This window comes from Aminobacter sp. NyZ550 (assembly GCF_025628925.2).
GTDB classification, from domain to species: Bacteria; Pseudomonadota; Alphaproteobacteria; order Rhizobiales; family Rhizobiaceae; genus Aminobacter; species Aminobacter ciceronei.
The window spans coordinates 1,952,618-1,977,313 of sequence record NZ_CP114190.1; the positions used below are offsets into that span (position 1 = coordinate 1,952,618).

Consider the following 24,696-nt stretch of genomic DNA (forward strand, 5'->3'; position numbering starts at 1 on the left):
TTTCTCTCGAGACGGCGCTCCGATGACCCAAGCCAGCATATCCGACCCGGCCATCGCCGCACGCTCCGCTCCGCCGGATGCGACCCGCGGTTTCCGCTTGCCGACCCATTGGCTCGGCGTCGCGCCGTTCTTCATCTTCGCCCTGATGTTCCTGATCCTGCCGACGCTCTATCTCGTCATCGGCGCCTTCCAGAACGACCAGGGTGAATACACGCTCGCCAACATCCGCCAGCTGTTCCTCGATGCTTCGATCCGCGACGCCTACTGGGTGTCGATCAAGATCAGCTTCTGGTCGGCCACCATCGGCGCCTTCATCGGCCTTGCGATGGCGATCGCCATCGTGCGCGGCGGCCTGCCCAGCTGGGTGCGCTCGTCGACGATGACCTTCTCAGGCGTCGCCTCCAATTTCGCCGGCGTGCCGCTGGCCTTCGCCTTCCTCGCCACACTTGGTCGTCTTGGGCTTGTCACGGTGCTCCTGCGCGGCATCGGCATCGATATCTACGCGCTGGGCTTCAACGTGCTGACGTCCTGGGGCCTGATCATCGTCTACCTGTTCTTCCAGATCCCGCTGATGATCGTCATCATCACGCCGGCGATCGACGGGTTGAAGCGCGAATGGGGCGAGGCGGCTGCCACGCTCGGCGCCACCACCTGGCAGTACTGGCGCATGGTCGTCATCCCAGTTCTGTGGCCGAGCTTCCTCGGCACGGTCATCCTGCTGTTTGCCAATTCTTTCGGCGCCATCGCCACGGCCTATGCCTTCACCGGCTCGTCGCTCAACATCGTGCCGATCAAGCTCTACGCCCAGATTCGCGGCGACGTGCTGCACAACCCGCATCTCGGCTACGCGCTGGCCTTCGGCATGATCGTCGTTACCGGCCTCGCCAACATCTTCTACATCTGGTTCCGAACCCGCTCGGAGAGGTGGCTCAAATGAAGACCTCCCGCTTCTGGGCTTGGCTCGTCTTTGCCGTCGGCGCCGCCTATTTCTTCATCCCGCTGATCGCCACCTTCGAGTTCTCGCTGCGCATGCGCCGCGGCGAATACTCCTTCGACGCCTATCGCGTCGTGCTCGGCGACAGCCGTTTCCAGGAAACCTTCGGCTATTCGGTGACGGTTGCCGTCTTCACCATCCTGCTCGGCGTGTTCCTCGTCGTGCCGACGGCCTACTGGATCAGGCTGCGCATGCCGCACCTCCGGCCCATCGTCGAGTTCATCACGCTCTTGCCGCTGGTCATCCCGGCTATCGTCATCGTCTTCGGCTACATCAGGATGTACGGCTCCAACTCGCCGCTGCCGTTCCTCGGCTCGGCGCGCGGCACCGACGCGTTGCTGGTCATAGGTTATGCGACGCTGGCGCTGCCCTATATGTACCGCGCCGTCGACACCGGCCTGCGCACCATCGACGTGCGCACGCTGACCGAAGCCGCCCAGATTCTCGGCGCCGGCTGGGCCACCATCATCGCCCGTGTCATCCTGCCCAACGTGCTGATCGCCGTTCTGTCGGGCGCCTTCCTGACCTTCGCCATCGTCATCGGCGAGTTCACGCTGGCCAGCCTGCTCAACCGTCCGGCTTTCGGTCCCTATCTGCAGAACATCGGCGCCAACCGTGCCTATGAACCGGCGGCACTCGCGGTCATCGCCTTTGCCATCACCTGGGGCTGCATGTCGGTGATCCAGATTCTCGCCCGTTTCGCGCCGAAGTCGGCAAACCGCCCGAACTGAACAAGAAGAGCACACGCCAATGGCCGATCCCTTCCTTTCCATCCAGAGCGTCAAGAAATCCTTCGGCAACGTCGCCGTGGTCAAGGACTTCAACCTCGACGTCGGTGCCGGCGAGTTCGTCTCGTTCCTCGGGCCATCGGGCTGCGGCAAGACCACCATGCTGCGCATCGTCGCCGGCTTCGAGGAGCCCAGCGCCGGCAAGGTGCTGATCGGCGGCAAGGACGTCACCGGCCTCAAGCCGAACCAGCGCAACATCGGCATGGTGTTCCAGGCCTATGCATTGTTCCCCAATCTGACGGTTGCCCAGAACATCGGCTTCGGCCTCAAGGTCGCCGGCGTGGCCAAGGCCGAAGCGCAGGCGCGCATCCAGGAGATGCTCAACATCATCAAGCTGCCCGACTTCGGCGACCGTTATCCCTACCAGCTCTCCGGCGGCCAGCAGCAGCGCATAGCACTTGCCCGCGCGCTGGCGCCCAAACCCAAGCTCTTGCTGCTCGACGAGCCGCTGTCGGCGCTCGACGCCAAGGTGCGCATCTCGCTGCGCGAGGAAATCCGCTCGATCCAGAAGAAGCTAGGCATCACCACCATCTTCGTCACCCACGACCAGGAAGAGGCGCTGTCGATGTCCGACCGCATCGTGGTGATGAACGAGGGCCGCGCCGACCAGACCGGCACGCCGTTCGAGATCTACAACCGCCCGTCGACCAAGTTCGTCGCCAACTTTGTCGGCACGCTCAACGTGCTTGAAGGCACAATCAGCGACGCCGCCTCCGGCACGGTCAAGATCAACGCGGAAGAGATCGGTCTGAAGGGCAAGCTCAACGGTTCCAAGTCAGGCGACACGCTGTCGCTGGCGCTGCGTCCCGAAGCGATCTCGCTCGGCCGCAAGGCCGGCAACGATTCCAGCCTCACCGGACAGATCGCCGACGTGCATTTCCTCGGTTCCGTCATCCGCGTCCGCGTCGGTGTCGGCCAGAACGTCGTCTCGCTCGACACCTTCAACAATTCCTCCACGCCACCGCCCGTCGTCGGTGAAAAGACCGAGATCAGTTTTTCCTCGGGGGACGTGCTGGTTCTGCATTAGGCGGCATCATCGAACCGCAACTGCCGAAACATCAGCTTTTGCGACGAGGCGGGGATTTCCCCGCTTCGCTGCGTTTGAGAGCAGGCGGGTTCCTCGGTCTTTTGAAATCCTGGGCGAGACATCGGACGCTTGCCGATGCTGCCTCCGGCCAATCGCGATCCTTCGCCCCCCGCTGGCCTGCCGGCCATCTCCCCCAAGCAGGGAGATCACGCCTTCATCGGCGCATCGCTCAATCGCCAAGGTCGCCAGTCCCTCCGTGCTTTTCGCTGAGACTCGATGCGACGCCGCGGAATGGGCGCATCCGGCGACGAACGAGGGTCTACGCCCCCTCGTCCTCCCCCTGCCTTCACCACAAGGGGAGAAGGCTGGGACATCACCACCGCAGGCCTTTCCAAATCCCCTTCCGCCCTGTCTACTCCGGCCATGGCCTTCACGCTTCGCCAGCTTCAGTTCTTCGTTGCCGTTGCCGAGCAGGGCACGATATCGCGCGCGGCGCAGAACCTGTCGATCTCGCAGTCGTCGGTCACCGAGGCGATCAAGGAGCTGGAGGCAGACCTCGGCGTCGAGCTGTTCGAGCGCCATCCGCGCGGCCTCAACATCACCCATAAGGGCCACCAGTTCCTGCGCCACGCCACCAAGATCCTGGCCGACGTTTCAGACGCGCGCCGCACCTTCTTCGGTGGGCAGGCGACGGCCACAGGCCAGCTAAAGCTCGGCGTCACCTCGCTGGTCGCCGGCTATGTGCTGTCCGACTTGCTCGCCCGCTACCGCCGCGCGCATCCGGCTGTCGAGATCTCGGCGATCGAGGACAATGGCGACTATCTCGAGCATCTGCTTGTCGGCGGCAAGCTCGACCTTGCCGTCATGGTCACTTCCAATTTGCGCGACCGCATGGCGCTGCAGTCGGAAATCCTCGAGGTCTCGGCCTATCGCCTCTGGCTGCCGCTCGGCCATCCCCTGGCCTCGGCCGAGATCATCGGCGTCGGCGACATCGCCAGCGAACCGCTGATCATGCTGTCGGTCGACGAAATCGAGGAAAACACCGGCAAGCTGCTGTCGGCCATCGGCGCCAAGCCGCATGTTGCCTTCCGCACGCGCTCGGTCGAGGCCGTGCGTTCGCTGGTGGCGACTGGGGCAGGCGTGGCGCTGCTGCCCGACCTCGTCTACCGGCCCTGGTCGCTGGAAGGCGACCGGATCGAGTCCCGCGACGTCTCCGGTTCGCTGCCGGTGGTGCAGGTTGGCATGGTCTGGCGGCGCGGCTCGTCGCTGCCGGCTGCGGCGCGCGATTTCATCGGCATCGCACAGGCCCAGCGTACCGTCCGCCAAAAGCTCTGACGTATCCGTTCGGTATCGGAAAAACCGATATCACCCTTCTTTCGAATGAATTTGCGAAACCTGCGCTTTCGCAGCACCTTTCGTTACAGGGCAACACCGCCGATGGGAGAGCGGTTCCTGCATCAGGGAGGATCGAGATGAAGGCATTTCTGAAATCCTGCACGGCAATCGCCTTGGCCTGCAGCTTTTCCGGCCAGGCGGTGGCGCAGGTCAAGGAAATCGGCAAAGGCGAGGGCCAGGTCAACATCATCGCCTGGCCGGGCTATATCGAGCGCGGCGAGACCGACAAGAATTACGACTGGGTGACGGAGTTCGAAAAGGCGTCGGGCTGCAAGGTCAACGTCAAGACTGCGGCGACGTCAGACGAAATGGTGGCGCTGATGAACGAAGGCGGCTTCGACCTCGTCACCGCCTCGGGCGACGCCTCGCTCCGCCTCGTCGCCGGCAAGCGCGTCCAGCCGATCAATACCGATTTGGTCAAGAGCTGGTCAACCATCGATGAGCGCCTCAAGGATGCGCCGTGGTTCACCGTCGACGGCCAGCATTACGGCGTGCCCTATCAGTGGGGGCCCAACGTGCTGATGTACAACACCAACGTCTTCAAGGAAGCGCCGAAGAGCTGGAACGTCGTGTTCGAGCCTATGGACCTGCCCGACGGCAAGCCCAACAAGGGACGCGTCCAGGCCTATGACGGCGCGATCCACATCGCGGACGCTGCCAACTACCTGATGGCCCACAAGCCCGACCTCGGTATCAAGGATCCCTACGAGCTCAACGAGGACCAGTACAAGGCGGCCCTCGACCTGCTGCGCGTCCAGCGTACGCTTGTCGGCCGCTACTGGCACGACGCCATGATCCAGGTCGACGACTTCAAGAACGAAGGCGTCGTGGCTTCGGGATCGTGGCCATTCCAGGTCAACCTGCTTGGCTCGGAAAAGCAGCCCGTCGGCTCGACGATCCCGGAGGAAGGCGCCACCGGCTGGGCCGACACGACGATGATGCATGTCGATGCCGCCAATCCGAACTGCGCCTATATGTGGCTCGAGCATTCGCTGAACCCCAAGCTGCAGGGCGATCTTGCTGCGTGGTTTGGGTCTAACCCGGTCGTGCCGGCTGCTTGCAAGGGCAACGAACTGCTGACCGATGCGGGCTGCAAGGCCAACGGCTTCGAGGACTTCGCCAAGATCAAGTTCTGGCGGACCCCGGTGTCGAAATGCGCCAGCCAGAACGACCAATGCGTGCCCTATTATCGCTGGGTGTCAGACTATATCGGCGTGATCGGCGGCCGCTGAGGCCGGCAACGAAACGATGCCCCCCTCGCCAGGCCGCTTGCGGCCGACCCTCTCCCTACGGGGAGAGGGGGCGGAGGCACCAACCGAGCTTAAACGACCGCCTGATGGCGGCAGACAAGCATCGGCGGCCGTGGGTCGGCCGGATGCGTTGCAATGGCCAGGCCATCACCCGGGCGCACATGGCCTAGACATCGGAAGCCAAAGACGATGACCCCAGCAGTCGCCTTTCAGAAAACCTCGCGCCATTTCGGCGCGGTGCGCGCGGTCGATGCCGTCGACCTCGAGATCAAGCCTGGTGAGTTCTTCGCCATGCTAGGTCCCTCGGGTTCGGGCAAGACCACCTGCCTCCGGCTGATCGCCGGCTTCGAGCAGCCGACCTCGGGCAGCATCTCGATCTTCGGCGAACGTGCCGAGGGCGTGCCGCCCTACCGTCGCAACGTCAACACGGTGTTCCAGGACTACGCGCTGTTCCCGCATCTCAACGTGCTCGACAACGTCGCCTACGGGTTGATGGTCAAGGGTGTAGGCAAGGACGAGCGCCATCGCGCCGCCGAAGACGCGCTGAAGCTTGTGCAACTGCCGGGTTATGGCAGCCGCAAGCCGGGCCAGCTGTCGGGCGGCCAGCGGCAGCGCGTGGCGCTGGCGCGCGCGCTGGTCAACAAACCCAAGGTGCTGCTGCTCGACGAGCCGCTCGGCGCGCTCGACCTCAAGCTGCGCGAGAGCATGCAGGAAGAACTCAAACAGTTGCAGAAGGCACTCGGCATCACCTTCGTCTTCGTCACCCACGACCAGGGCGAGGCCCTGTCGATGGCCGACCGGGTCGCCGTCTTCAACGACGGCCGCATCATGCAGGTCGGTGCGCCGGAGGAGATTTACCAGCGCCCGGCCTCGCGCTTCGTCGCCGATTTCGTCGGCTCGTCCAACGTGCTGCCGCCCGACTTCGTCCAACGTTACGCCGGACAGCACCGCTGGGGCAGCCTCCGGCCCGAGCAGATCCGCGTCCGCTCCGACACCTCGGGTGACGGTGTCGCCGCCCGCGTCGTCTCGCGCCACTATCTCGGTGCGGCCACCAAGCTGTCGCTCGACGCCAATGGCCTCAGGCTGCATGCGACCGTGCCTTCGGGCACTGCCGTGCCCGACGATGGCGCCCATGTCATGCTGACCTTCAATCGCGACCAGCTGCACCTCATGGAGGAGTCGGCATGAGCGTCCAGGCGGCTACCGGAACTCCGAATGTAGCGGCGGCGATCCTGCCCCGGCGCGGCGGACTGGCCGGGTCGTTTTCGGACCTGTTATGGCGCAAGCCGGGATTGTTGCTGTTCCTGCTCCTGGCGCCGCCGCTGATCTGGCTCGGCGTCGTCTATATCGGCTCGCTGATGGCGCTGCTGGCACAGAGCTTCTTTTCGATCGACGAATTCTCCGGGCTGATCAGCCGTGAGCTGACGCTCAAGACCTATGGCGATCTGTTCCAGCCGGCCAATCTCGACATCATTGTCCGCACCGTGACGATGGCGGCGGTCGTGACCTTGGCCTCGGCCATCATTGCCTTCCCGATCGCCTACTACGCGGCGCGCTATGCCCGCGGCACCTGGAAGGCGCTGTTCTATCTTGGCGTCATGCTGCCCTTGTGGTCGAGCTATCTGGTCAAAATCTATGCCTGGAAGCTGATCCTTGCCAAGGAAGGCATCCTGACCTGGCTGTTTGCCAAGCTGCATCTGTCGTGGTTGCTCGACAGCTGGCTGTCGCTGCCCGTCGTCGGTGGAAATTCGCTCTCGGTGTCGTTCACCGGCACCTTCATCGTCTTCGTCTATGTCTGGCTGCCGTTCATGATCCTGCCGATCCAGGCAGCACTCGAGCGCGTGCCGGGCAATCTGGTCGAGGCCTCGTCCGACCTCGGCGCATCGCCGGGGCAAACGTTCCGCAACGTGCTGTTCCCGCTTGCGCTGCCCGGCATAGTCGCCGGCTCGATCTTCACTTTCTCGCTGACGCTCGGCGACTACATCATCCCGCAGATCATCGGCACGTCGAGGCTTTTCATAGGCCAGGCCGTCTACGCCCAGCAGGGAACCGCCGGCAACATCCCGCTCGCCGCCGCCTTCACCGTGGTGCCCGTCGTCATCATGGGCTTCTACCTCTGGGGTGCCAAACGTATGGGAGCCTTTGATGCGCTCTGACCGTTCGCAATCGGCCCCACGCGGGCTGAAGATCGCAGCTGCCGCGGGGCTCGCGTTCCTGCACCTGCCGATCCTGCTGATCTTCGTCTACGCGTTTACGACAGAGGAAAAAAGCTACCAGTGGCCGCCGCCCGGCTTCACCACGCAGTGGTTTGCCGTGACCTGGGGACGCGCCGACGTCTGGCAGGCGCTGGGGCTTTCGGTGCAGGTCGCGGCGATCTCGACTGGTATTGCGCTCGTGCTCGGCACGCTCTGTGCGGCAGCCGTCAGCCAGACAAGGTTCTTCGGCCGCGAGGCGATCTCGCTGCTGGTGATCCTGCCGATCGCACTGCCCGGCATCATCACCGGCATCGCGCTGCGCTCGGCCTTCAGCCTGGCGGAGATCCCGTTCTCGTTCTGGACGATCGTGCTCGGCCACGCGACCTTCTGCGTCGTGGTCGTCTACAACAACGCGGTGGCGCGGTTCCGCCGGACGTCGGGTTCGCTGATCGAAGCGTCGATGGACCTCGGCGCCGACGGTTTCCAGACGTTCAGGCACGTGATCCTGCCCAATATCGGCACGGCACTTCTGGCCGGTGGCATGCTCGCCTTTGCGCTGTCCTTCGACGAGGTCATCGTCACCACCTTCACCGCCGGACAGCAGCAGACATTGCCGATCTGGATGCTGGAGGAACTGGTGCGGCCGCGCCAGCGCCCGGTCACCAATGTGGTCGCCATGGTGGTGGTTCTCGCCACTCTGCTGCCGATCCTCGCCGCCTATTACCTGACCCGCGAAGGCGACCAGATCGCCGGTGCCGGCAAATAAGACTGGAAAGGGAGAAGTCATGGACACCCAGATGCTCATCGGCTCGAAGTTCGAGCGCGGCACCGAGACCGAGGAGGCCATCCTCAACCCACGTAGCGGCGAGACGATCCTCAGCCTGCCGGAGGCGTCGCCTGCCCAGATCGAGGCAGCGGTCGCGGCCGCCGAGAAAGCCTTCGTGACGTGGTCGAAGACCACGCCGGCGCAGCGCTCGGGCTATTTGCTCAAGATCGCCGACCGCATCGAGGCCGAGGCGGAAGGCTTTGCCAGGCTCGAGGCACTCAACTGCGGCAAGCCGATCAACGCCGTGCTCAATGACGAGATTCCGGCCATCGTCGACTGCTACCGCTTCTTCGCCGGCGCGGTGCGCTCAATGCCGGGTCTGGTGGCGGGCGAGTATCTGCCCGGGCACACCTCTATGATCCGCCGCGACCCCGTAGGCATCGTCGCCTCTATCGCGCCGTGGAACTATCCGCTGATGATGATGGCTTGGAAGCTGGCACCGGCAATCGCCGGCGGCAACACTGTCGTCTTCAAGCCTTCGGAGCAGACGCCGCTGACGGCACTGAAGCTCGCCAGGATTCTCGCTGAGGTCCTGCCGGAAGGCGTGGTCAATGTCGTGCTCGGCCGCGGCGAGAGTGTCGGCAATGCGCTGATCAACCATGCGGCGGTCAGCATGATCTCGATTACCGGCGACGTCGCCACCGGCAAGAAGGTGTTGCAGGCGGCGGCCAAGTCGGTCAAACGCACGCATCTCGAACTCGGCGGCAAGGCGCCGGTCATCGTCTTCGACGATGCCGACATCGACGCCGTGGTCAGCGGCCTGCGCGCTTTCGGCTACTACAATGCCGGCCAGGACTGCACGGCGGCCTGCCGCATCTACGCCGGGAAAAAGGTCTACGACAAGCTCGTCGCCGACCTGTCGTCAGCAGTGTCTACCATCCGCTACGGCCAGGCAGACGACACCGAAAACGAGATCGGGCCGCTCATCTCCAGGCGCCAGCGCGACCGCGTTGCCTCCTTCGTCGAACGGGCCTCCGAGCTCAAGCACATCGAGATCACCACAGGCGGCAAGCCGGGCGAGGGCGGCGGCTTCTACTACCAGCCGACGGTCGTCGCCGGCGCGCTGCAGGAGGACGAGATCGTGCGCCGCGAGGTGTTCGGCCCGGTGGTTTCGGTAACGCGTTTCTCCGACGTCGACGAGGCGGTCAACTGGGCCAATGACAGCGACTACGGCCTGGCGTCGTCGGTGTGGACCAAGGACATCTCGCGCGGCATGGCGACCGCGGCGCGGCTGCAATATGGCTGCACCTGGATCAACACGCACTTCATGCTGACCAACGAGATGCCGCATGGCGGTCTCAAACAGTCCGGCTACGGCAAGGACATGTCGGTCTACGCGCTGGAGGACTACACCGCCGTACGCCATGTCATGATCGCGCATGGGTGAGCGGCCGTTTTCGCGCGCAGCGCGAAGGCCATGATGCCGGTGGCATCATGGCAGGCCGGCTAATGCCGGGACGCTGCCGCAGGCTGCGGGATCCGGCTGGACGGGCAGGCAGATGAGGGAGCAGAGCTTGTCGTACCCGCCCTCATCCGGCCCTTCGGGCCACCTTCTCCCCGTGAACGGGGCAAAGGAAACAAGGGAGGAAAAGACATGCATCGTCGTCAGTTTCTCGCATCCGCAGCCATTGCTGCATTCCTCGCTACGGCTCCGGCCATCGGCCCGGCGCTGGCGCAGGACACGCCGCAGGCTGTCGTCGACGCCTATCTCGCCGCCTGGAATGCCCATGACTCGGCCAAGGCGGCCGAACATTTCGCCGACAACGTCGTCTACTACGACGCTTCGGTCGGCAAGCCCGTCGAGGGCAAGGAGGCGGCCAAGACCGGCGTCATCGACAATTTCCTGAAGGCTGTACCCGATGCCGTCTGGACGATGAAGGGCAAGCCCGTGGTGCAGGACGACCGCGTGTCGTTCGAATGGGAATTCTCCGGCACCAACACCGGCGACTGGGCCGACGGCACCAAGGCGACCGGCAAGAAGTTTGCCTTCACCGGCGCCTCGATGTTCTCGGTCAAGGATGGCAAGATCGCCAGCCAGAGCGACTATTATGACGCGCTCGGTTTCTACAAGCAGCTTGGCCTGATGTAGCCGGTCAGGCGAAGCCGTACTGTGTCATCAGCGCCGTCATGCGCGCTGCAGCGAGGTCCGGCCTGTCCAGCACATTGGCCCGGTCGGCGAGGCGGAAGATGTCGGCGTAGTGCAGTGCACCTCTTGCCGACTGCATGCCGGCGGGCATGGTGAAGTGGCTCTGGTGGCCGTTGAGCCAGGCGAGGAAGACGACGCCGGCTTTGTAATATTGCGTCGGCGCCTCGAAAATCTTGCGCGACAACGGCACTGTCGGCTCGATGGTGCCGCGGAAGGTGGCGAGGTCGCCCTTGGCCAAGGCTGCCAGCGCCTTGGATGCCTGGGGCGCTACCGCATCGAAGATGCCGAGCAGCGCGTGGCTGTGGCGCGTGCCGTCACCTTCTATCAGGGTGGCATAGTTGAAGTCATCGCCGGTGAAGCAGATCACGTCCTGGGGCAGACGCCGGCGCAGCTCGACCTCATAGGCCTGGTCAAGCAGCGAGATCTTGATGCCTTCGACCTTGTCCTGGTGATCGGTGATGATGGACAGCACGGTTTGCAACGTGTCCTCGAAACGGTCGCCGCCCCAATAGCCTGTGAGTTCGGGATCGAACATGTCGCCCAACCAGTGGAGGACGACTTTGTCCTTGGCCTGGCCAAGGATGCGGCCGTAGACCTTGCGGTAGTCGTCGGGGGATTTCGCGACATGAGCGAGCGCCCGGCTCGCCATCAGAATCGCGCGGCCGCCATGCTTCTCGATGAAGCCGAGCTGTTCCTCGTAAGCCGAGATGACGTCGTCGAGTGATTTGGCATCCTGTTTGGGCAACTGGTCGGTGCCCGCGCCGCAAGCGAGGTCGGCACCCGGCACCGTGCGCGCTTCGGCGAGTGAGCGGCTGATCAGCTCCTGCGCGCCCGCCCAATCCAGCCCCATGCCGCGCTGCGAGGTGTCCATCGCCTCGGCGATCTTGAAGCCGAGCGACCAGAGATGATGGCGGAAGGCCATGGTCGCATCCCAGTCGATTACAGGGCTGTTCCAGGGCAGCGTGTCGGCCCACGGGTCGGAGACGACATGCGCAGCCGCGTAGGCGATACGATTGAAAACGGGGGCGGCTTCAGGTCGTTCGATCGGTGTGCCGACAAGTGCGTAGGTCTCGATCGAGCGGTCCGTCCGCGGAAGCTTCACTGCCTTGGCCATGGGTTCCTCCCTGATCGGTTGCATCTGGTAATTTAGATCGTTCCAAATTTCAAGCCGGAATTGTGAGGTCTGGCGCAGGTGTGCCGGTCGATCGGGCGGTGCATCGATATGCTGGGATGGTTTCAGGGCAAAATAGCATTACAAATCGTTTGAAAGCGCGAATTGTGTACAATTCTGGCATTCTGATGGCCAAGGCCTTTGGGTTCTGCCGATGTGAAAAGGATGGTATCGCCGTTCTTCCTTGCTTGACAGTTTGGAACGTTCCAATTATTGGACTCGGAAAAGGGAGCCGGAGACGCTCGCCAGGAGGATCGTTTTGAAGCAGCCGAAGGTGACAGTTGTCGATGTTGCGCATGCCGCCGGCGTGTCGAAGTCGACCGTGTCGCTCGTCCTTCAAGGCAGCTCGCTGGTCAATGAATCGACCCGCGCCAAGGTCGGCGCCGTCATCCGCGAGCTCGGCTATGTCTACAACCGCAGCGCCGCCAATTTGCGCCAGTCGAAATCCAAGATCGTCGGCATCGTCGTCAACGACCTGACCAACAGCTTTTTTGCCGAACTGGCGGTGGGCATGGACATGGTAGTGCAGTCGGCCGGCTACATCCAGTTCATGGCCAACTCGGCAGAGAATCCCGACCGCCAGGCCGAAGTGATCGCCTCGATGCGCGAGCATGGCATGGCCGGGCTGATCCTGTCGCCGGCGCGCGGGACGACATCAGCCGATCTCCGGCCGCTGGTCGACAGCGGCATTCCCGTCGTGCTGGTGGCGCGCAACGTGCCGGGGCTCAAGGTCTCCTCCGTGGTGTCGGATGGACATGCCGGGGCTGCGGCTGCCGTGCGCCACCTGATCGAGCTAGGTCATCGGCGCATCGCCTTCCTCGGCGGCTTCAACGACACGGCCGTATTCGACGAACGCATGCGCGGTTTTCGCGACGCTCTGGTGGAGGCGGGGCTCGATGCCTCGGACGAGCTGGTGATCAGTTCGGCGCCGTCGCGTGCAGGCGGTGTGGCGGCGGTCGAGCGGCTGTTGTCTATGGCCGACCGGCCGACAGCGGCGCTCTGCTTCAATGATGCGGTAGCCTTCGGCGCCTGCGACGGGCTGCGCAGCGCCCGCATCGAACCGGGCGTCGATTTCGGCGTCATCGGCTTCGACGATGTGATCGAGGCAAAAACGGCGGTGCCGGCGCTGACCACTGTTTCGGTCGATCCGCAGGGCATGGGCCGGCGGGCGGCGCAACTCCTGCTCAAGCAGATCAATTCAGGCGATTTCGAGCCTGAGGCGCTGGTCGCCTCGGTGCGGCTGGTGGTGCGCGAGAGCTGCGGCGCGGCACAGCGCATGAAACGAGAGGCGGTGACCGCATGACGCGCTGGGGTCTGATCGGGGCGAGCACCATCGCCAGGGAATGGGTCATCGGCGCGATCCGTGCGACCGGCGGCGAGGTGGTGTCCGTCATGAGCACCAATGCCGAGCGCGGCCGCGACTATGCCCAGGCGAACGGCATCGCGAAGTCGGTGACGTCGCTTGAGGACATTACAGGCGATGCCGGTATCGACGCCGTCTACATCTCGACCACCAACGAATTGCATGTGGAACAGGCGATTGCTGCGGCAAAGGCTGGTAAACATGTGCTGTGCGAGAAACCATTGGCGCTGACCATTTCTGACGCCCGGGCAATGGTGCATGAGGCGAAGGATGCCGGGGTCGTCCTGGCGACGAACCACCATCTGCGCAATGCGGGAAGCCACCGGGCGATGCGCGACGCAATTGCCGTAGGCCGTATCGGCAAGCCGCTGGCGGCGCGCGTGTTTCATGCCGTCTATCTTCCGCCGCATCTGCAGGGCTGGCGGCTCGACAAGCCGCAGGCCGGCGGCGGCGTGATCCTCGATATCACGGTGCATGACGCCGACACTTTGCGCTTCGTGCTCAATGACGATCCAGTCGAGGCCGTCGCCTTCAGCCAGGCGGGCGGCATGGGACAGGCGGGCCTCGAAGACGCAGTGATGGGCGTGCTGCGCTTCAGGTCAGGCGTGATCGCGCAGTTCCATGACGCGTTCACCACCAAGTTCGCCGAGACCGGTTTCGAGGTGCACGGCACCGAGGGTTCGCTGATCGCGCGCAATGTCATGACGCAGAAGCCGGTCGGCTCGGTCGTGCTGCGCAATGCCGAGGGCGAACACGAGCTCGATCTCGACCAGCGCAATCTCTACGAAGCGGGCCTGCAGGCGTTCCATGATGCTGTCGCCGGCAAGGGCAGGCCGTCTGCCACGGGCGAGGACGGCGTATGGTCGCTGGCGACGGGTCTAGCCGTGGTCAAGTCGGCGGCGACGGGCAAGGCAGTGGCCATCGAGGCGGGGCTCTGACATGAGCAAGCACATCACTCCCGCCCAGGCCGCTGCTTTGATACCCGATGGTGCGGTGGTCTCGGTGTCGTCGTCGAGCGGGCTAGGCTGTCCCGACCTGACGCTGAAGGCGATCGGCGAACGCTTCGAGGCTACAGGCCATCCGCGCGACCTGACGACGCTGCACCCCATCGCCGCCGGCGACATGAGCGGCATCAAGGGTGTCGACCATATCGCCAAAAAGGGCCTGCTGAAGACGATCATCGGCGGCTCCTATCCGTCGGGGCCGTCGAGCGCCGAGCCGCCGCTGATCTGGCAGATGATCGGCAATGAGGAGGTGGCTGCCTACAACGTGCCGTCCGGCATCATGTTCGACCTGCATCGCGAGGCTGCCGCCAAGCGGCCGGGCGTCATGACCAAGGTCGGGCTCGACACCTTCGTCGATCCCGAGCGGCAGGGCTGCGCCATGAATGCGCGTGCTGCGGCCGAACCGCTGGTCAAGAAGGTCAGCTTCGAGGGCGAGGACTGGCTGTTCTTCCCAGCTATCAAGCCTGAAGTGGCGATCATTCGGGCGACGACATCAGACGAGCGCGGCAACCTGACCTACGAACATGAAGGCGCCTATCTCGGCGGGCTCGACCAGGCACTCGCCGCGCGCAACAATGGCGGCATCGTCATTGCCCAGGTCAAGCGTATCACCAAGGACGGCTCGCTGCGCCCGCACGATGTGCGCGTGCCGGGCATGCTGGTCGACTACATCGTCGTCGACCCCGAGCAGAAGCAGACGACGCAGACGCTCTACGACCCTGCGATTTCAGGCGAGATCATGCGGCCTCTCGACAGCTTCCGCGTGCCTGAGTTCAACATTCAGAAGGTCATCGCCCGCCGGGTCGCTCAGGAACTCGAGGCCGGCAGCGCGGTCAATCTCGGCTTCGGCATTTCGGCCAACGTGCCGCGCATCCTGCTTGAAGAAGGGCTGCATGGTGAGGTCACCTGGGTGATCGAGCAGGGTGCCGTCGGCGGCGTGCCGCTGCTCGATTTCGCTTTCGGCTGCGCGTCGAATGCCGATGCCTTTATGCCGTCGCCCTACCAGTTCACCTACTTCCAGGGCGCGGGTTTCGACGCCTCGCTGCTGTCGTTCCTCGAGATCGACCGCAACGGCTCGGTCAACGTCTCCAAGCTCAGCTTCCGGCCACACGTGACGGCGGGTGCCGGCGGTTTCATCGACATCACGGCGCGAGCCAGGAAGATCGTCTTCTCCGGCATGTTCAATGCCGGCGCCAAGCTCGACATCGAGGCTGGCAAGCTGGTGGTCGAGAAAGAAGGCAAGCTCAAGAAGCTGGTCAACGAGGTCGAGCATGTCACCTTCTCGGGGCGCCGCGGCGTCGAACAGGGCCAGGACATCACCTATGTCACCGAACGCTGTGTGATGAAGCTTATGCCTCAAGGCATTGTGCTGACCGAGATCGCGCCGGGCGTCGAACTGCAGACGCATATTCTCGACCAGTCGGAATTCCCGCTGATCGTGTCGGACAAGCTCAAGCAGATGGATGCTGCCCTGTTCGCCGAAGCGCCGATCAGGTTGAAGCTGCCGCGCAAGCCGGTGCGCAAGCTGGAGGGCATCCATGGCTGACCAGCGCATCAGGGTCGAGTTCGAGGGTCCTGTCGCGATCATCACGGCGGCCCGGCCGGACAAGCTCAACGCCTTCGATATAGACATGCTGAAGGCGCTGTCCCAGGCCTGCGACGAGGTCGAGGCCAATGCGGAAATCCGCGTCGCCATCCTCACCGGCGAGGGCAAGGCGTTTTCGGCCGGCGGCGACATCAAGGCCTGGGGCGAAATGACACCCAACGAGTTCGGCCATGCCTGGGTGCGTTTCGGCCACCGCGTGTTCGAACGCCTGGCGACGCTGCGCGTACCGGTGATCGCTGCCATCAACGGCCATGCGTTGGGCGGCGGACTGGAACTGGCGATAGCCGCCGACATCCGCATTGCCGAGCGTCATGTGAAGATCGGCCTGCCCGAGACTGGGCTCGGCATGGTGCCGGGCTGGTCGGGCACACAGCGTCTGGTGAGGCGCGCCGGTGCGCAGGTGGTGAGGCGTATGGCGCTGGGCGGCGAGGTGTTTTCCGCCGACGAGGCAGCAGGGCTCGGGCTGGTCGACCATGTGGTCGAGACCGGCGCGGCGGTGGCTGCGGCGCGCGCCTATGCGGCCCGGGTCGCGGCGCGGGGGCCTGCGGCAGTCGAGGTCGCAAAACTGATGATCGCCACCGCGAATGGTGAAGACAATGGCACCGCCGTCGAGGCGCTGGGCTCGATTCTCGTGGCCAAGACCGGAGACCTCAAGGAGGGGGTCGCGGCCTTCAGCGAGAAGCGTGCCGCCAAGTTTGCAGGAGAATGGTGATGACGGTCCTGATGCGTCCCAAGCCGCTCGACGGCTTCAAGGTCCGCGAGTTCAAGATGCTGATCGACGGCAAATGGACCGCCGGCGCCGAAGGCAAAGCCATCGAGCGCGCCAGCCCCGGCCATGGCGCCGTTGTCAGCCGCTACGAGGCCGCGACCGCTATCGATGCGAACCGCGCCATTGCCTCGGCACGCAAGGCGTTCGACGACGGACATTGGCCGCGCATGACCGGCGCCGAGCGCTCGCGCATCCTGCTCAGGGCCGCCGACATCATCGACGCGCGTGCCGATGAACTCGCCTTCCTCGATTGTATCGAGTCAGGCAAGCCGATCTCCCAGGCCAAGGGCGAACTTGGCGGTGCCGCCGACATCTGGCGCTATGCGGCAGCACTTGCGCGGGACCTGCATGGCGAGAGCTACAACACGCTGGGCGACGGCACGCTGGGCGTGGTCCTGCGCGAGGCGATCGGCGTCGTGTCGATCATCACGCCGTGGAATTTCCCGTTCCTGATCGTCAGCCAGAAGTTGCCTTTTGCGCTGGCCGCCGGCTGTACGGCAGTGGTCAAGCCGTCGGAGTTGACGTCAGGCTCGACGCTGGTACTCGGCGAGATTCTGGAGGCGGCAGGGGTTCCCCAGGGCGTGGTCAACATCATCGTCGGAACCGGGCCGGAGGCTGGTGTGCCGCTGACCAGCCACCCCGACATTGACATGGTGTCGTTCACCGGCTCGACCGGTATCGGCAAGCTGACCATGGCCAACGCCGCGCAAACGTTGAAGAAAGTGTCACTGGAGCTCGGCGGCAAGAACCCGCAGATCGTCTTCCCTGATGCCAATCTCGATGACTTCGTCGATGCGGCCGTCTTCGGCGCCTATTTCAACGCCGGCGAGTGCTGCAATGCCGGCTCGCGCCTGATCGTGCATCGCGACGTCGCCGACGAGGTGACCAGCCGCGTTGCCGCTCTGTCGGCCAAGGTCAAGGTCGGCGATCCGCTCGACCCATCGACGCAGGTTGGTGCTATCATCACGCCGCAGCATCTTGCGAAGATCGTTGGTTACGTGAAAGGTGCGAGCGAGAACGGTGCGAGGGTTGCTGTCGGCGGGTCTGCCGCTGATCTCGGCCTCGGCCAGTTCATGGAGCCGACGATCCTGTCGTCGGTCGCCCCCGACATGGCGGTGGCGAAAGAGGAGGTGTTCGGACCGGTGCTTTCGGTGCTTGCCTTCGAGACCACTGACGAGGCGATCCGTATCGCCAATTCGATCGACTATGGTCTGTCGGCAGGCGTCTGGAGCCGCGACTTCGACACCTGCCTGACAGTCGGCCGTAGAGTCCGTGCCGGTACCGTCTGGATGAATACCTTCATGGACGGCGCCTCGGAGCTGCCCTTCGGCGGCTACCGCCAATCGGGCATCGGCCGCGAGCTCGGCCGCCATGCGGTCGAGGATTACACCGAGACCAAGACGCTCAACATGCATATCGGACCGCGCACCGGCCATTGGATGCCGAAGGAGGCGCGCGGCTGAACGGAGGAATTCCCAGAGGCGGGGCCGAAGGGATTTTATGACACGCAATGACGCGTGAGGAACTTGCAACCCGGGAGGAACTGGAATGCGTAAGTTTTTGATGAGTACGGCAGCCGTGGCGGCACTGTTTGCCGCGCCTATGCCGATGGCACAGGCCGAGGAAAGCGTCGAAGTTCTGCACTGGTGGACGTCAGGCGGTGAGGCAGCAGCACTCGACGTGCTGAAGAAGAACCTGGAAGGCCAGGGCGTGACCTGGAAAGACATGCCGGTTGCCGGCGGCGGCGGCGAAGCGGCGATGACCGCGCTGCGCGCCCGTGTCACCGCAGGCGATCCGCCCACCGCCGTGCAGGCGCTTGGCTTCGACATCACCGACTGGGCCAACCAGGGCGTCGTCGGCGATCTCGGCGAAGTGGCCGACAAGGAAGGCTGGGACAAGGTCGTTCCGGCCGCACTGCAGAACTTCGCCAAGCATGACGGCAAGTGGATTGCAGCACCTGTCAACGTGCACTCGACCAACTGGGTCTGGATCTCCAAAAAGGCGCTCGACGCTGCCGGCGGCAAGGCGCCCGAGACCTGGGACGAGCTGGTCGCGGTGCTCGACAAGATGCAGGCCAACGGCATCACCCCGCTCGGCCATGGCGGCCAGGCCTGGCAGGATGCGACCATCTTCGACGCCGTCGTGCTGTCGCTCGGCACCGACTTCTACAAGTCGTCGATGATCGATCTCGATCCGGCCGCACTCGGCGGCGACAAGATGGTCGAAGCCTTCGACCGCATGGCCAAGCTCAAGACCTATGTCGACAAGGACTTCTCCGGCCGCGACTGGAATCTTGCCTCGGCCATGGTCATCGAGGGCAAGGCCGGCATGCAGATGATGGGTGACTGGGCCAAGGGTGAGTTCCTCAAGGCCGGCCAGAAGCCGGGCACCGACTTCGTCTGCATCCGCTTCCCCGGGACGCAGGGCGCCGTCACCTTCAACTCTGACATGTTCATGATGTTCAAGGTTGGCGACGACAAGAAGAAGGCGCAGCTGCAGATGGCTGCCGACATCGAGGATCCGGCCTTCCAGTCGTCGTTCAACGTGGTCAAGGGCTCGGTGCCGGCACGCACCGACGTGCCTGACACCGCCTTTGACGATTGCGGTAAGAAGGGCATCAAGGACCTGGCGGAAGCCAGCTCCGGTGGCAAGCTGTTCGGCTCGATGGCACATGGTTATGCCGCACCGGCCGCGGTGAAGAACGCGCTCTACGACGTCGTTACCCGTCACTTCAACGGCGAACTCGACTCCAAGGCCGCCGCCAAGGCGCTGGCCGAAGCGGTTGCCGCCGCCAAGGGGTGAGACGCCGGTATGCGCAGCAAATCCATCGTGCCGGTGGCACGATGGCAGGCGGCGAACGCCCGGGAGCTGCGTAGCAGCGGGGCCACGGCAGGCCCTTCACCGAACTTCGTGCCCCGGCTTCGGCCGGGGCACATCCTGACCTGACAACCCAGAGGCTGGACCCCATGGCCGATCTCACCACGACCGCCCCCCGCGCGGTGACGAACCCGCGCGCGACGTTGCAGGACCTGCTGCCGAAGATCGTGCTGGCGCCGAGCTTCGCGTTGATCCTGATCTTCGTCTACGGCTTCATCGTCTTCACGGCCTTCCTGTCGTTCTCGGGCTCGAAGCTTTTGCCCGATTTCTCGACCTGGGTCGGCCTGAACAACTATGTCAGGCTGTTCAACCATCCCAACTGGATCACGGCGCTGAAGAACCTTGCGATCTTCTCGGTGCTGTATATCGTCATCTGCAGCTTCATCGGGCTGGCGCTGGCGATCTTCCTCGACCAGAAAATCCGCGGCGAGGGCGTGCTGCGCCCGATCTATCTCTACCCGATGGCGCTGTCATTCATCGTCACCGGCGTCGCCTGGAAGTGGTTTCTCGACCCCGGCATCGGCCTCGAGCACGTGATGCAGTCATGGGGTTGGGAAAGCTTCTCGTTCCGCTGGACCAAGGAAGGCCAGATGGCGATCTACACCATCGTCATCGCTGCGGTGTGGCAATCGTCGGGCTTCGTCATGGCGATGTTCCTCGCCGGCCTGCGCGGCGTTGACAACGAAATCATCAAGGCCGCCCAGATCGACGGCGCCTCGACGCTCACCATCTATCGCCGGATCATCATTCCACTGATGCGGCCGGTGTTCCTGTCGGCCTTCGTGGTGCTCGCCCACCTCGCCATCAAGTCCTACGACCTTGTGGTGGCGATGACCGACGGCGGACCGGGGACTGCGACCTGGACGCCGGCGCTGTTCATGCAGAAGTTCACCTTTGGCCGCAATGAAATGGGCATGGGTGCTGCGTCCGCGATCATCATGATGATGATGATCTTCGCCATCATCGTGCCCTACCTCTACTCCGAACTCGGGGGGAAGAAGAAATGAGTGCCGCCTCCCAGGACGTCGCCACCCGCAACGGCATCTTCGCCCGTGCGCTGATCTATGCCGTTCTCATCCTGTTTGCGGTCTACTACCTGCTGCCGCTCTATGTGATGGTCGTCAATTCGCTGAAGCCGCTGGACGAGATCCGCCAGGGCAACATGCTGGCGCTGCCGCAGCAATGGACGATAGCGCCCTGGCTGTCGGCCTGGTCGACTGCGCAGATCGGCGTCTCGCCGACGGGGCTGAAACCCTATTTCCTGAACTCGGTGATGATGGTGGTTCCGGCAGTGGCGCTGTCGACCATCCTCGGAGCGCTCAACGGCTATGTGCTGACCAAATGGCGCTTCAAGGGCGATAACATCGTCTTCGGCCTGATGCTGCTTGCCTGCTTCATTCCGTTCCAGATCGTGCTGATCCCGTCGGCGCGCATCCTCGGCCTGACCGGCTTGGCCGGCACCATCACCGGCCTTGTGCTGATCCACGCCATTTACGGCCTCGGCTTCACCACGCTGTTCTTCCGCAACTATTACGAGGCGTTCCCGACCGAACTGGTGCGGGCAGCACAGATCGACGGCGCGAGCTTCTTCCAGATCTTCCGGCGCATCCTTTTGCCGTCGTCGGGTCCGATCATCGTCGTCACCGTCATCTGGCAGTTCACCAACATCTGGAACGACTTCCTGTTCGGCTCGTCGTTTTCGGGCTTCAACTCGATCCCGCTGACGGTAGCGCTCAACAACCTCGTCAACTCGTCCACCGGCGTGAAGGAATACAACGTGCATTTCGCCGGCGCGATCCTCGCCGCCCTGCCCACCCTCATCGTCTACATCGTCTCCGGACGCTATTTCGTGCGCGGCCTTATGGCCGGCGCGGTCAAGGGGTAAGCCCATGTCGTTTCTCAAGATCAGCAATCTCTACAAAAACTATGGCCAGGTGGAGATCCTCAAGGACATCAATATCGAGATCGACAAGGGCGGCTTTCTGGTGCTCGTCGGCCCGTCGGGCTGTGGCAAGTCGACGCTGCTCAACACCATAGCCGGGCTCGAGCCGATCACCTCGGGCGAGATCTCCATCAACGGCAATTCAGTCGCCGGGCTGCATCCGTCCAAGCGCGACATCGCCATGGTGTTCCAGTCCTACGCGCTCTACCCGAACATGACGGTGGCCGGAAACATCGCGTTTGGCATGGAAATCCGCGGCGTGCCCAAGGACGAGCGCGACAAGGCGATCAAGCAGGTGTCCGACATTCTGCAGATAGGCCACCTGCTCGACCGCAAGCCGAGCCAGCTCTCCGGCGGCCAGCGCCAGCGTGTTGCCATGGGCCGGGCGCTGGTGCGCAATCCGCAGGTCTTTCTGTTCGACGAGCCGCTGTCCAACCTCGACGCCAAGCTGCGCGTCGACATGCGCACCGAGATCAAGCGCCTGCACCAGCGCATGAAGACGACGATCGTCTATGTCACCCACGACCAGATCGAAGCGATGACGCTGGCCTCCAAGATCGCCGTGCTCAAGGACGGCACCCTGCAGCAGTTCGGCACGCCGGCCGAGATCTACAACAGTCCGGCCAACATGTTCGTCGCCGACTTCATGGGTTCGCCGGCGATGAACCTGTTGATCGCGCGCCTCGAAAACGGCGAGGGCGGGCTCAACGTCATGCTCGAAAGGCCGGGCGAGAAGCCGCTGGCGCTGCCGATCAAGAATGCCAATGGTGCGCTCGGTGGCTATTCGGGCAAGGAGATCATCTTCGGTGTCCGTCCGGAAGCACTGACCGACCCGGATGGTGCCGATCGCAACGCCAGGTCGATCGCCGAGGGCGAATGTTTGATCGAGGTGGTCGAGCCTGCCGGTTCCGACACCTTCGCTGTGACCAAGCTCGGCGGCAAGGAAGTGGTGGCGCGGCTGCGTGCCGACGCCGCGATCCATGCCGGCCAGAAGACGAAGCTCGCCTTCAACCTGGACAAGGCGGTGTTCTTCGACCCGAAGAGCCAGCTGCGCATCGCCTGACATGTCCGGACAGCCTGACATCGTCATCATCGGCTCGGGTGTCGGCGGCGCTACTGTTGCTGCAGGGCTCGCCGCGACCGGCGCGGAGATTCTCGTGCTCGAGGCTGGTGGCCATATCGCCGACCGGCCGGAGAACCGCGACCAGCGCGCCATCTTCCAGCGCGGGCATTTCCGCCCTGACGAGACCTGGTATGAGGCCGACGGTACCGGCTTCAATCCAGGCAACTATTACAATGTCGGCGGCAATTCGAAGTTCTACGGCGCCGTGCTGACACGCTACCGCCGCGAGGACTTTGACGAGATGCAGCATCTCGACGGTGTGTCGCCGGCATGGCCGATTGCCTATGAAGACCTGGAGCCGTGGTACGGCAGGGCCGAAGAGCTTTATCAGGTGCGCGGTACGCTCGGCGAAGACCCGACAGAGCCCGTGCATTCGCAGCCCTATGGCTTGAAGCCCGTTGCCGACGAGCCCGCGATCTCGAAGGTGCGGGCACGCCTCAAGGCCAACGGCATGCATCCCTTTTCGCTGCCGCTCGGTGTCGATATCGAGCGCTGGCTGGCCAAGGGCAAGACGCCGTGGGACGCCCACCCCAACAGCTTCGACGGCAAGATGGATGCCGAGACGACGGCGCTGGCCGCGGCGCTGAAGCATGAGAACGTCAAGCTGCAGACCGGCTCGCGTGTGACGCATCTGGAGGCGGCCGCCGACGGGCGGATCGTTGCGGTTCATTACCTGCGCAATGGCGAGGCAACAGTGCTGCGACCGAAGCTGGTGATCCTGTCGGCAGGGGCTGTGCAATCGGCGGTGCTACTGCTGCGCTCGGCCAACGACAGCAACCCCAGCGGCCTCGCCAACCGCTCCGATCAGGTCGGCCGCAACTTCATGAACCACAATTCGACGGCTGTCATCGCCATGAGCCCCTGGTTCCGCAATGACTCGGTTTACCAGAAGACCTTCGGCTTCAACGATTTCTATCTCTCCGACGGCGAGGGCGGGCCGCCACTGGGCAACGTCCAGCTGCTCGGGCGCATCTCGGGCACCATCCTGAAGGGCGCGATGCCCGCCGTGCCGGAGTGGCTGTTGAATCTGACGACGGCGCATTCGATCGACTTCTACGCCATGAGCGAGGACCTGCCGTCGCCGGAAAGCCGGGTCATGGTCGATGGCGACCGCATCGTGCTGAAATGGGTGCGCAGCAACTGGCAGGCGCATGAGCGGCTGGTGGCCAAGCTCAAGCAGGTGCTGCGCAGCGCAGGTTTCCCGGTCGTCGTCTCACGCGCCTTCGACAAGCGCACGCCGTCGCACCAGTGCGGCACGGTAAGGATAGGCAGCGACCCCAAGGACGCCCCGCTCGACGTCTTCTGCCGCGCCTTCGACCATCCGAACCTGTTCGTGGTCGATGCGAGCTTCCTGCCGACATCGGCGGCGGTCAATCCGGCGCTGACGATCGCGGCGCAGGCGCTGCGGGTTGCCGACCACATCGCTGAAAAGGATCTGGCGGCATGAAAGTGGCGGCAAAACCGGTGGCACTGGTGACCGGCGCGCGGCGCGGCATCGGCCTTGCCGTTGCCGAAGCGCTTGCCAGGGCGGGCTTCGACCTCGCCATCACCGATCGCGAGGAAGACGTTGCCTCGGCAGAGGCGGTATCGGGGCTGGAGAAACACGGTGCGCGCGTGCTGTTCCTCGCCTCCGACCTTGCCGACCTCGACGGCCATGCCGGCACGGTCGACAGGATCGTCGGGCATTTCGGGCAGATCGACTGCCTGGTCAACAATGCCGGTGTCGCGTCCAGGGTGCGCGGCGATTTCCTCGAGATGACGCCCGAGAATTTCAACGCCATCATGGCGGTCAATCTGCGCGGCACGGTGTTCTTCACCCAGGCGGTGCTGCGGGCCATGCTCATCGCACCACCGACATTGCATCCGCGCTCGGTGATCAACATCACCTCGATCTCGGCCGAGATGACGTCGCCCGACAGGCTCGACTACTGCATGTCGAAGGCCGGGCTTGCCGCCTTCACCCAAGGGCTGACGCTGCGGCTCGCCGGCACCGGCATCGACGTGTTCGAAATCCGGCCCGGAATCATCCGCTCCGAAATGACGGCGAAAGTCTCGGAGAAATACGACCGGCTGATCGCTGACGGCCTCGTGCCGGTCAAACGCTGGGGCGAGCCGAACGACATCGGCCGCATCGCGGCGGCACTCGCCAGCGGCGGCTTCGGCTTTGCCACCGGCTCCATCATCAGGGCTGACGGTGCGCTGTCGGTCGCGCGACTTTGA

Annotated in this window: 22 protein-coding genes; 21 read left to right on the top strand and 1 reads right to left on the bottom strand. The window is 64.0% G+C overall.

What is annotated here, in order from left to right; translation table 11 throughout:
- Nucleotides 1-22 precede the first annotated feature (22 nt).
- The 10 genes from N7E70_RS09685 (at nt 23) to N7E70_RS09730 (ending at nt 10,564) form a co-directional block, all read left to right on the top strand.
- Nucleotides 23-937, top strand: coding sequence for an ABC transporter permease (locus N7E70_RS09685; protein ID WP_442866505.1), 915 nt, complete (start codon nt 23-25; stop codon nt 935-937).
- Nucleotides 934-1,725, top strand: a complete 792-nt coding sequence (locus tag N7E70_RS09690; RefSeq protein WP_067958235.1) for an ABC transporter permease — start codon at nt 934-936, stop codon at nt 1,723-1,725. The genes N7E70_RS09685 and N7E70_RS09690 overlap by 4 nt, the downstream gene beginning before the upstream one ends.
- A gap of 19 nt (nt 1,726-1,744) precedes the next feature.
- Nucleotides 1,745-2,809, top strand: coding sequence for an ABC transporter ATP-binding protein (locus tag N7E70_RS09695; RefSeq protein WP_263006206.1), 1,065 nt, complete (start codon nt 1,745-1,747; stop codon nt 2,807-2,809).
- A gap of 423 nt (nt 2,810-3,232) precedes the next feature.
- Nucleotides 3,233-4,144: a LysR family transcriptional regulator gene (locus N7E70_RS09700; protein ID WP_263006207.1), complete on the top strand. Its 912-nt coding sequence runs from the start codon at nt 3,233-3,235 to the stop codon at nt 4,142-4,144.
- 137 nt (nt 4,145-4,281) lie between these two features.
- Nucleotides 4,282-5,436, top strand: a complete 1,155-nt coding sequence (locus N7E70_RS09705) for an ABC transporter substrate-binding protein (RefSeq protein ID WP_263006208.1) — start codon at nt 4,282-4,284, stop codon at nt 5,434-5,436.
- A 207-nt stretch (nt 5,437-5,643) separates the two neighbouring features.
- Nucleotides 5,644-6,642 (top strand): ABC transporter ATP-binding protein, encoded by a 999-nt coding sequence (locus N7E70_RS09710; RefSeq protein ID WP_263006209.1) that lies wholly within the window; start codon nt 5,644-5,646, stop codon nt 6,640-6,642.
- Nucleotides 6,639-7,610: an ABC transporter permease gene (locus N7E70_RS09715; RefSeq protein WP_263006210.1), complete on the top strand. Its 972-nt coding sequence runs from the start codon at nt 6,639-6,641 to the stop codon at nt 7,608-7,610. The genes N7E70_RS09710 and N7E70_RS09715 overlap by 4 nt, the downstream gene beginning before the upstream one ends.
- On the top strand, nt 7,600-8,415 hold the full coding sequence (locus N7E70_RS09720) for an ABC transporter permease (RefSeq protein WP_263006211.1): 816 nt from the start codon (nt 7,600-7,602) through the stop codon (nt 8,413-8,415). Before N7E70_RS09715 ends, N7E70_RS09720 begins: the two co-directional genes overlap by 11 nt.
- Nucleotides 8,416-8,434: 19 nt before the next feature.
- Nucleotides 8,435-9,862, top strand: a complete 1,428-nt coding sequence (locus tag N7E70_RS09725) for a gamma-aminobutyraldehyde dehydrogenase (RefSeq protein WP_263006212.1) — start codon at nt 8,435-8,437, stop codon at nt 9,860-9,862.
- Nucleotides 9,863-10,069: 207 nt separating this feature from the next.
- Nucleotides 10,070-10,564, top strand: a complete 495-nt coding sequence (locus N7E70_RS09730) for an ester cyclase (protein ID WP_067958257.1) — start codon at nt 10,070-10,072, stop codon at nt 10,562-10,564.
- Nucleotides 10,565-10,568: 4 nt separating this feature from the next.
- Here the strand turns inward: N7E70_RS09730 and N7E70_RS09735 are convergent, their stop codons facing one another.
- Nucleotides 10,569-11,735, bottom strand: coding sequence for a dihydrodipicolinate synthase family protein (locus N7E70_RS09735; RefSeq protein ID WP_067966188.1), 1,167 nt, complete (start codon nt 11,733-11,735; stop codon nt 10,569-10,571).
- A gap of 316 nt (nt 11,736-12,051) precedes the next feature.
- On the opposite strand from N7E70_RS09735, the gene N7E70_RS09740 reads away from it, so the two are divergent.
- The 11 genes from N7E70_RS09740 to N7E70_RS09790 all read left to right on the top strand — a co-directional run bounded on the left by N7E70_RS09740 (nt 12,052) and on the right by N7E70_RS09790 (nt 24,696).
- Nucleotides 12,052-13,095, top strand: coding sequence for a LacI family DNA-binding transcriptional regulator (locus N7E70_RS09740; protein WP_263006213.1), 1,044 nt, complete (start codon nt 12,052-12,054; stop codon nt 13,093-13,095).
- Entirely contained in the window at nt 13,092-14,093 is a 1,002-nt protein-coding gene (locus N7E70_RS09745; RefSeq protein WP_067958262.1) for a Gfo/Idh/MocA family protein, read from the top strand. The genes N7E70_RS09740 and N7E70_RS09745 overlap by 4 nt, the downstream gene beginning before the upstream one ends.
- Before the next feature lies 1 nt (nt 14,094).
- Complete coding sequence (locus N7E70_RS09750; protein WP_263006214.1) at nt 14,095-15,705, top strand: acyl CoA:acetate/3-ketoacid CoA transferase; 1,611 nt, start codon at nt 14,095-14,097, stop codon at nt 15,703-15,705.
- Entirely contained in the window at nt 15,698-16,477 is a 780-nt protein-coding gene (locus tag N7E70_RS09755; protein WP_067958266.1) for an enoyl-CoA hydratase/isomerase family protein, read from the top strand. The genes N7E70_RS09750 and N7E70_RS09755 overlap by 8 nt, the downstream gene beginning before the upstream one ends.
- Nucleotides 16,477-17,997 (top strand): aldehyde dehydrogenase family protein, encoded by a 1,521-nt coding sequence (locus tag N7E70_RS09760; RefSeq protein WP_263006215.1) that lies wholly within the window; start codon nt 16,477-16,479, stop codon nt 17,995-17,997. Before N7E70_RS09755 ends, N7E70_RS09760 begins: the two co-directional genes overlap by 1 nt.
- 85 nt (nt 17,998-18,082) lie before the next feature.
- Nucleotides 18,083-19,336 carry an ABC transporter substrate-binding protein gene (locus tag N7E70_RS09765; RefSeq protein ID WP_067958270.1) on the top strand — a complete coding sequence of 418 codons (1,254 nt, stop codon included), beginning with the start codon at nt 18,083-18,085 and terminating at the stop codon, nt 19,334-19,336.
- Nucleotides 19,337-19,500: 164 nt separating this feature from the next.
- Entirely contained in the window at nt 19,501-20,418 is a 918-nt protein-coding gene (locus tag N7E70_RS09770; RefSeq protein ID WP_263006216.1) for a carbohydrate ABC transporter permease, read from the top strand.
- Nucleotides 20,415-21,296 (top strand): carbohydrate ABC transporter permease, encoded by an 882-nt coding sequence (locus tag N7E70_RS09775; protein ID WP_067958276.1) that lies wholly within the window; start codon nt 20,415-20,417, stop codon nt 21,294-21,296. Before N7E70_RS09770 ends, N7E70_RS09775 begins: the two co-directional genes overlap by 4 nt.
- Nucleotides 21,297-21,300: 4 nt before the next feature.
- Nucleotides 21,301-22,416, top strand: a complete 1,116-nt coding sequence (locus tag N7E70_RS09780) for an ABC transporter ATP-binding protein (protein WP_263006217.1) — start codon at nt 21,301-21,303, stop codon at nt 22,414-22,416.
- Nucleotide 22,417: 1 nt separating this feature from the next.
- A complete protein-coding gene (locus tag N7E70_RS09785) occupies nt 22,418-23,923 on the top strand; it encodes a GMC oxidoreductase (protein ID WP_263006218.1) in 1,506 nt (501 codons plus the stop codon).
- Complete coding sequence (locus N7E70_RS09790) at nt 23,920-24,696, top strand: 3-ketoacyl-ACP reductase (RefSeq protein ID WP_263006219.1); 777 nt, start codon at nt 23,920-23,922, stop codon at nt 24,694-24,696. Before N7E70_RS09785 ends, N7E70_RS09790 begins: the two co-directional genes overlap by 4 nt.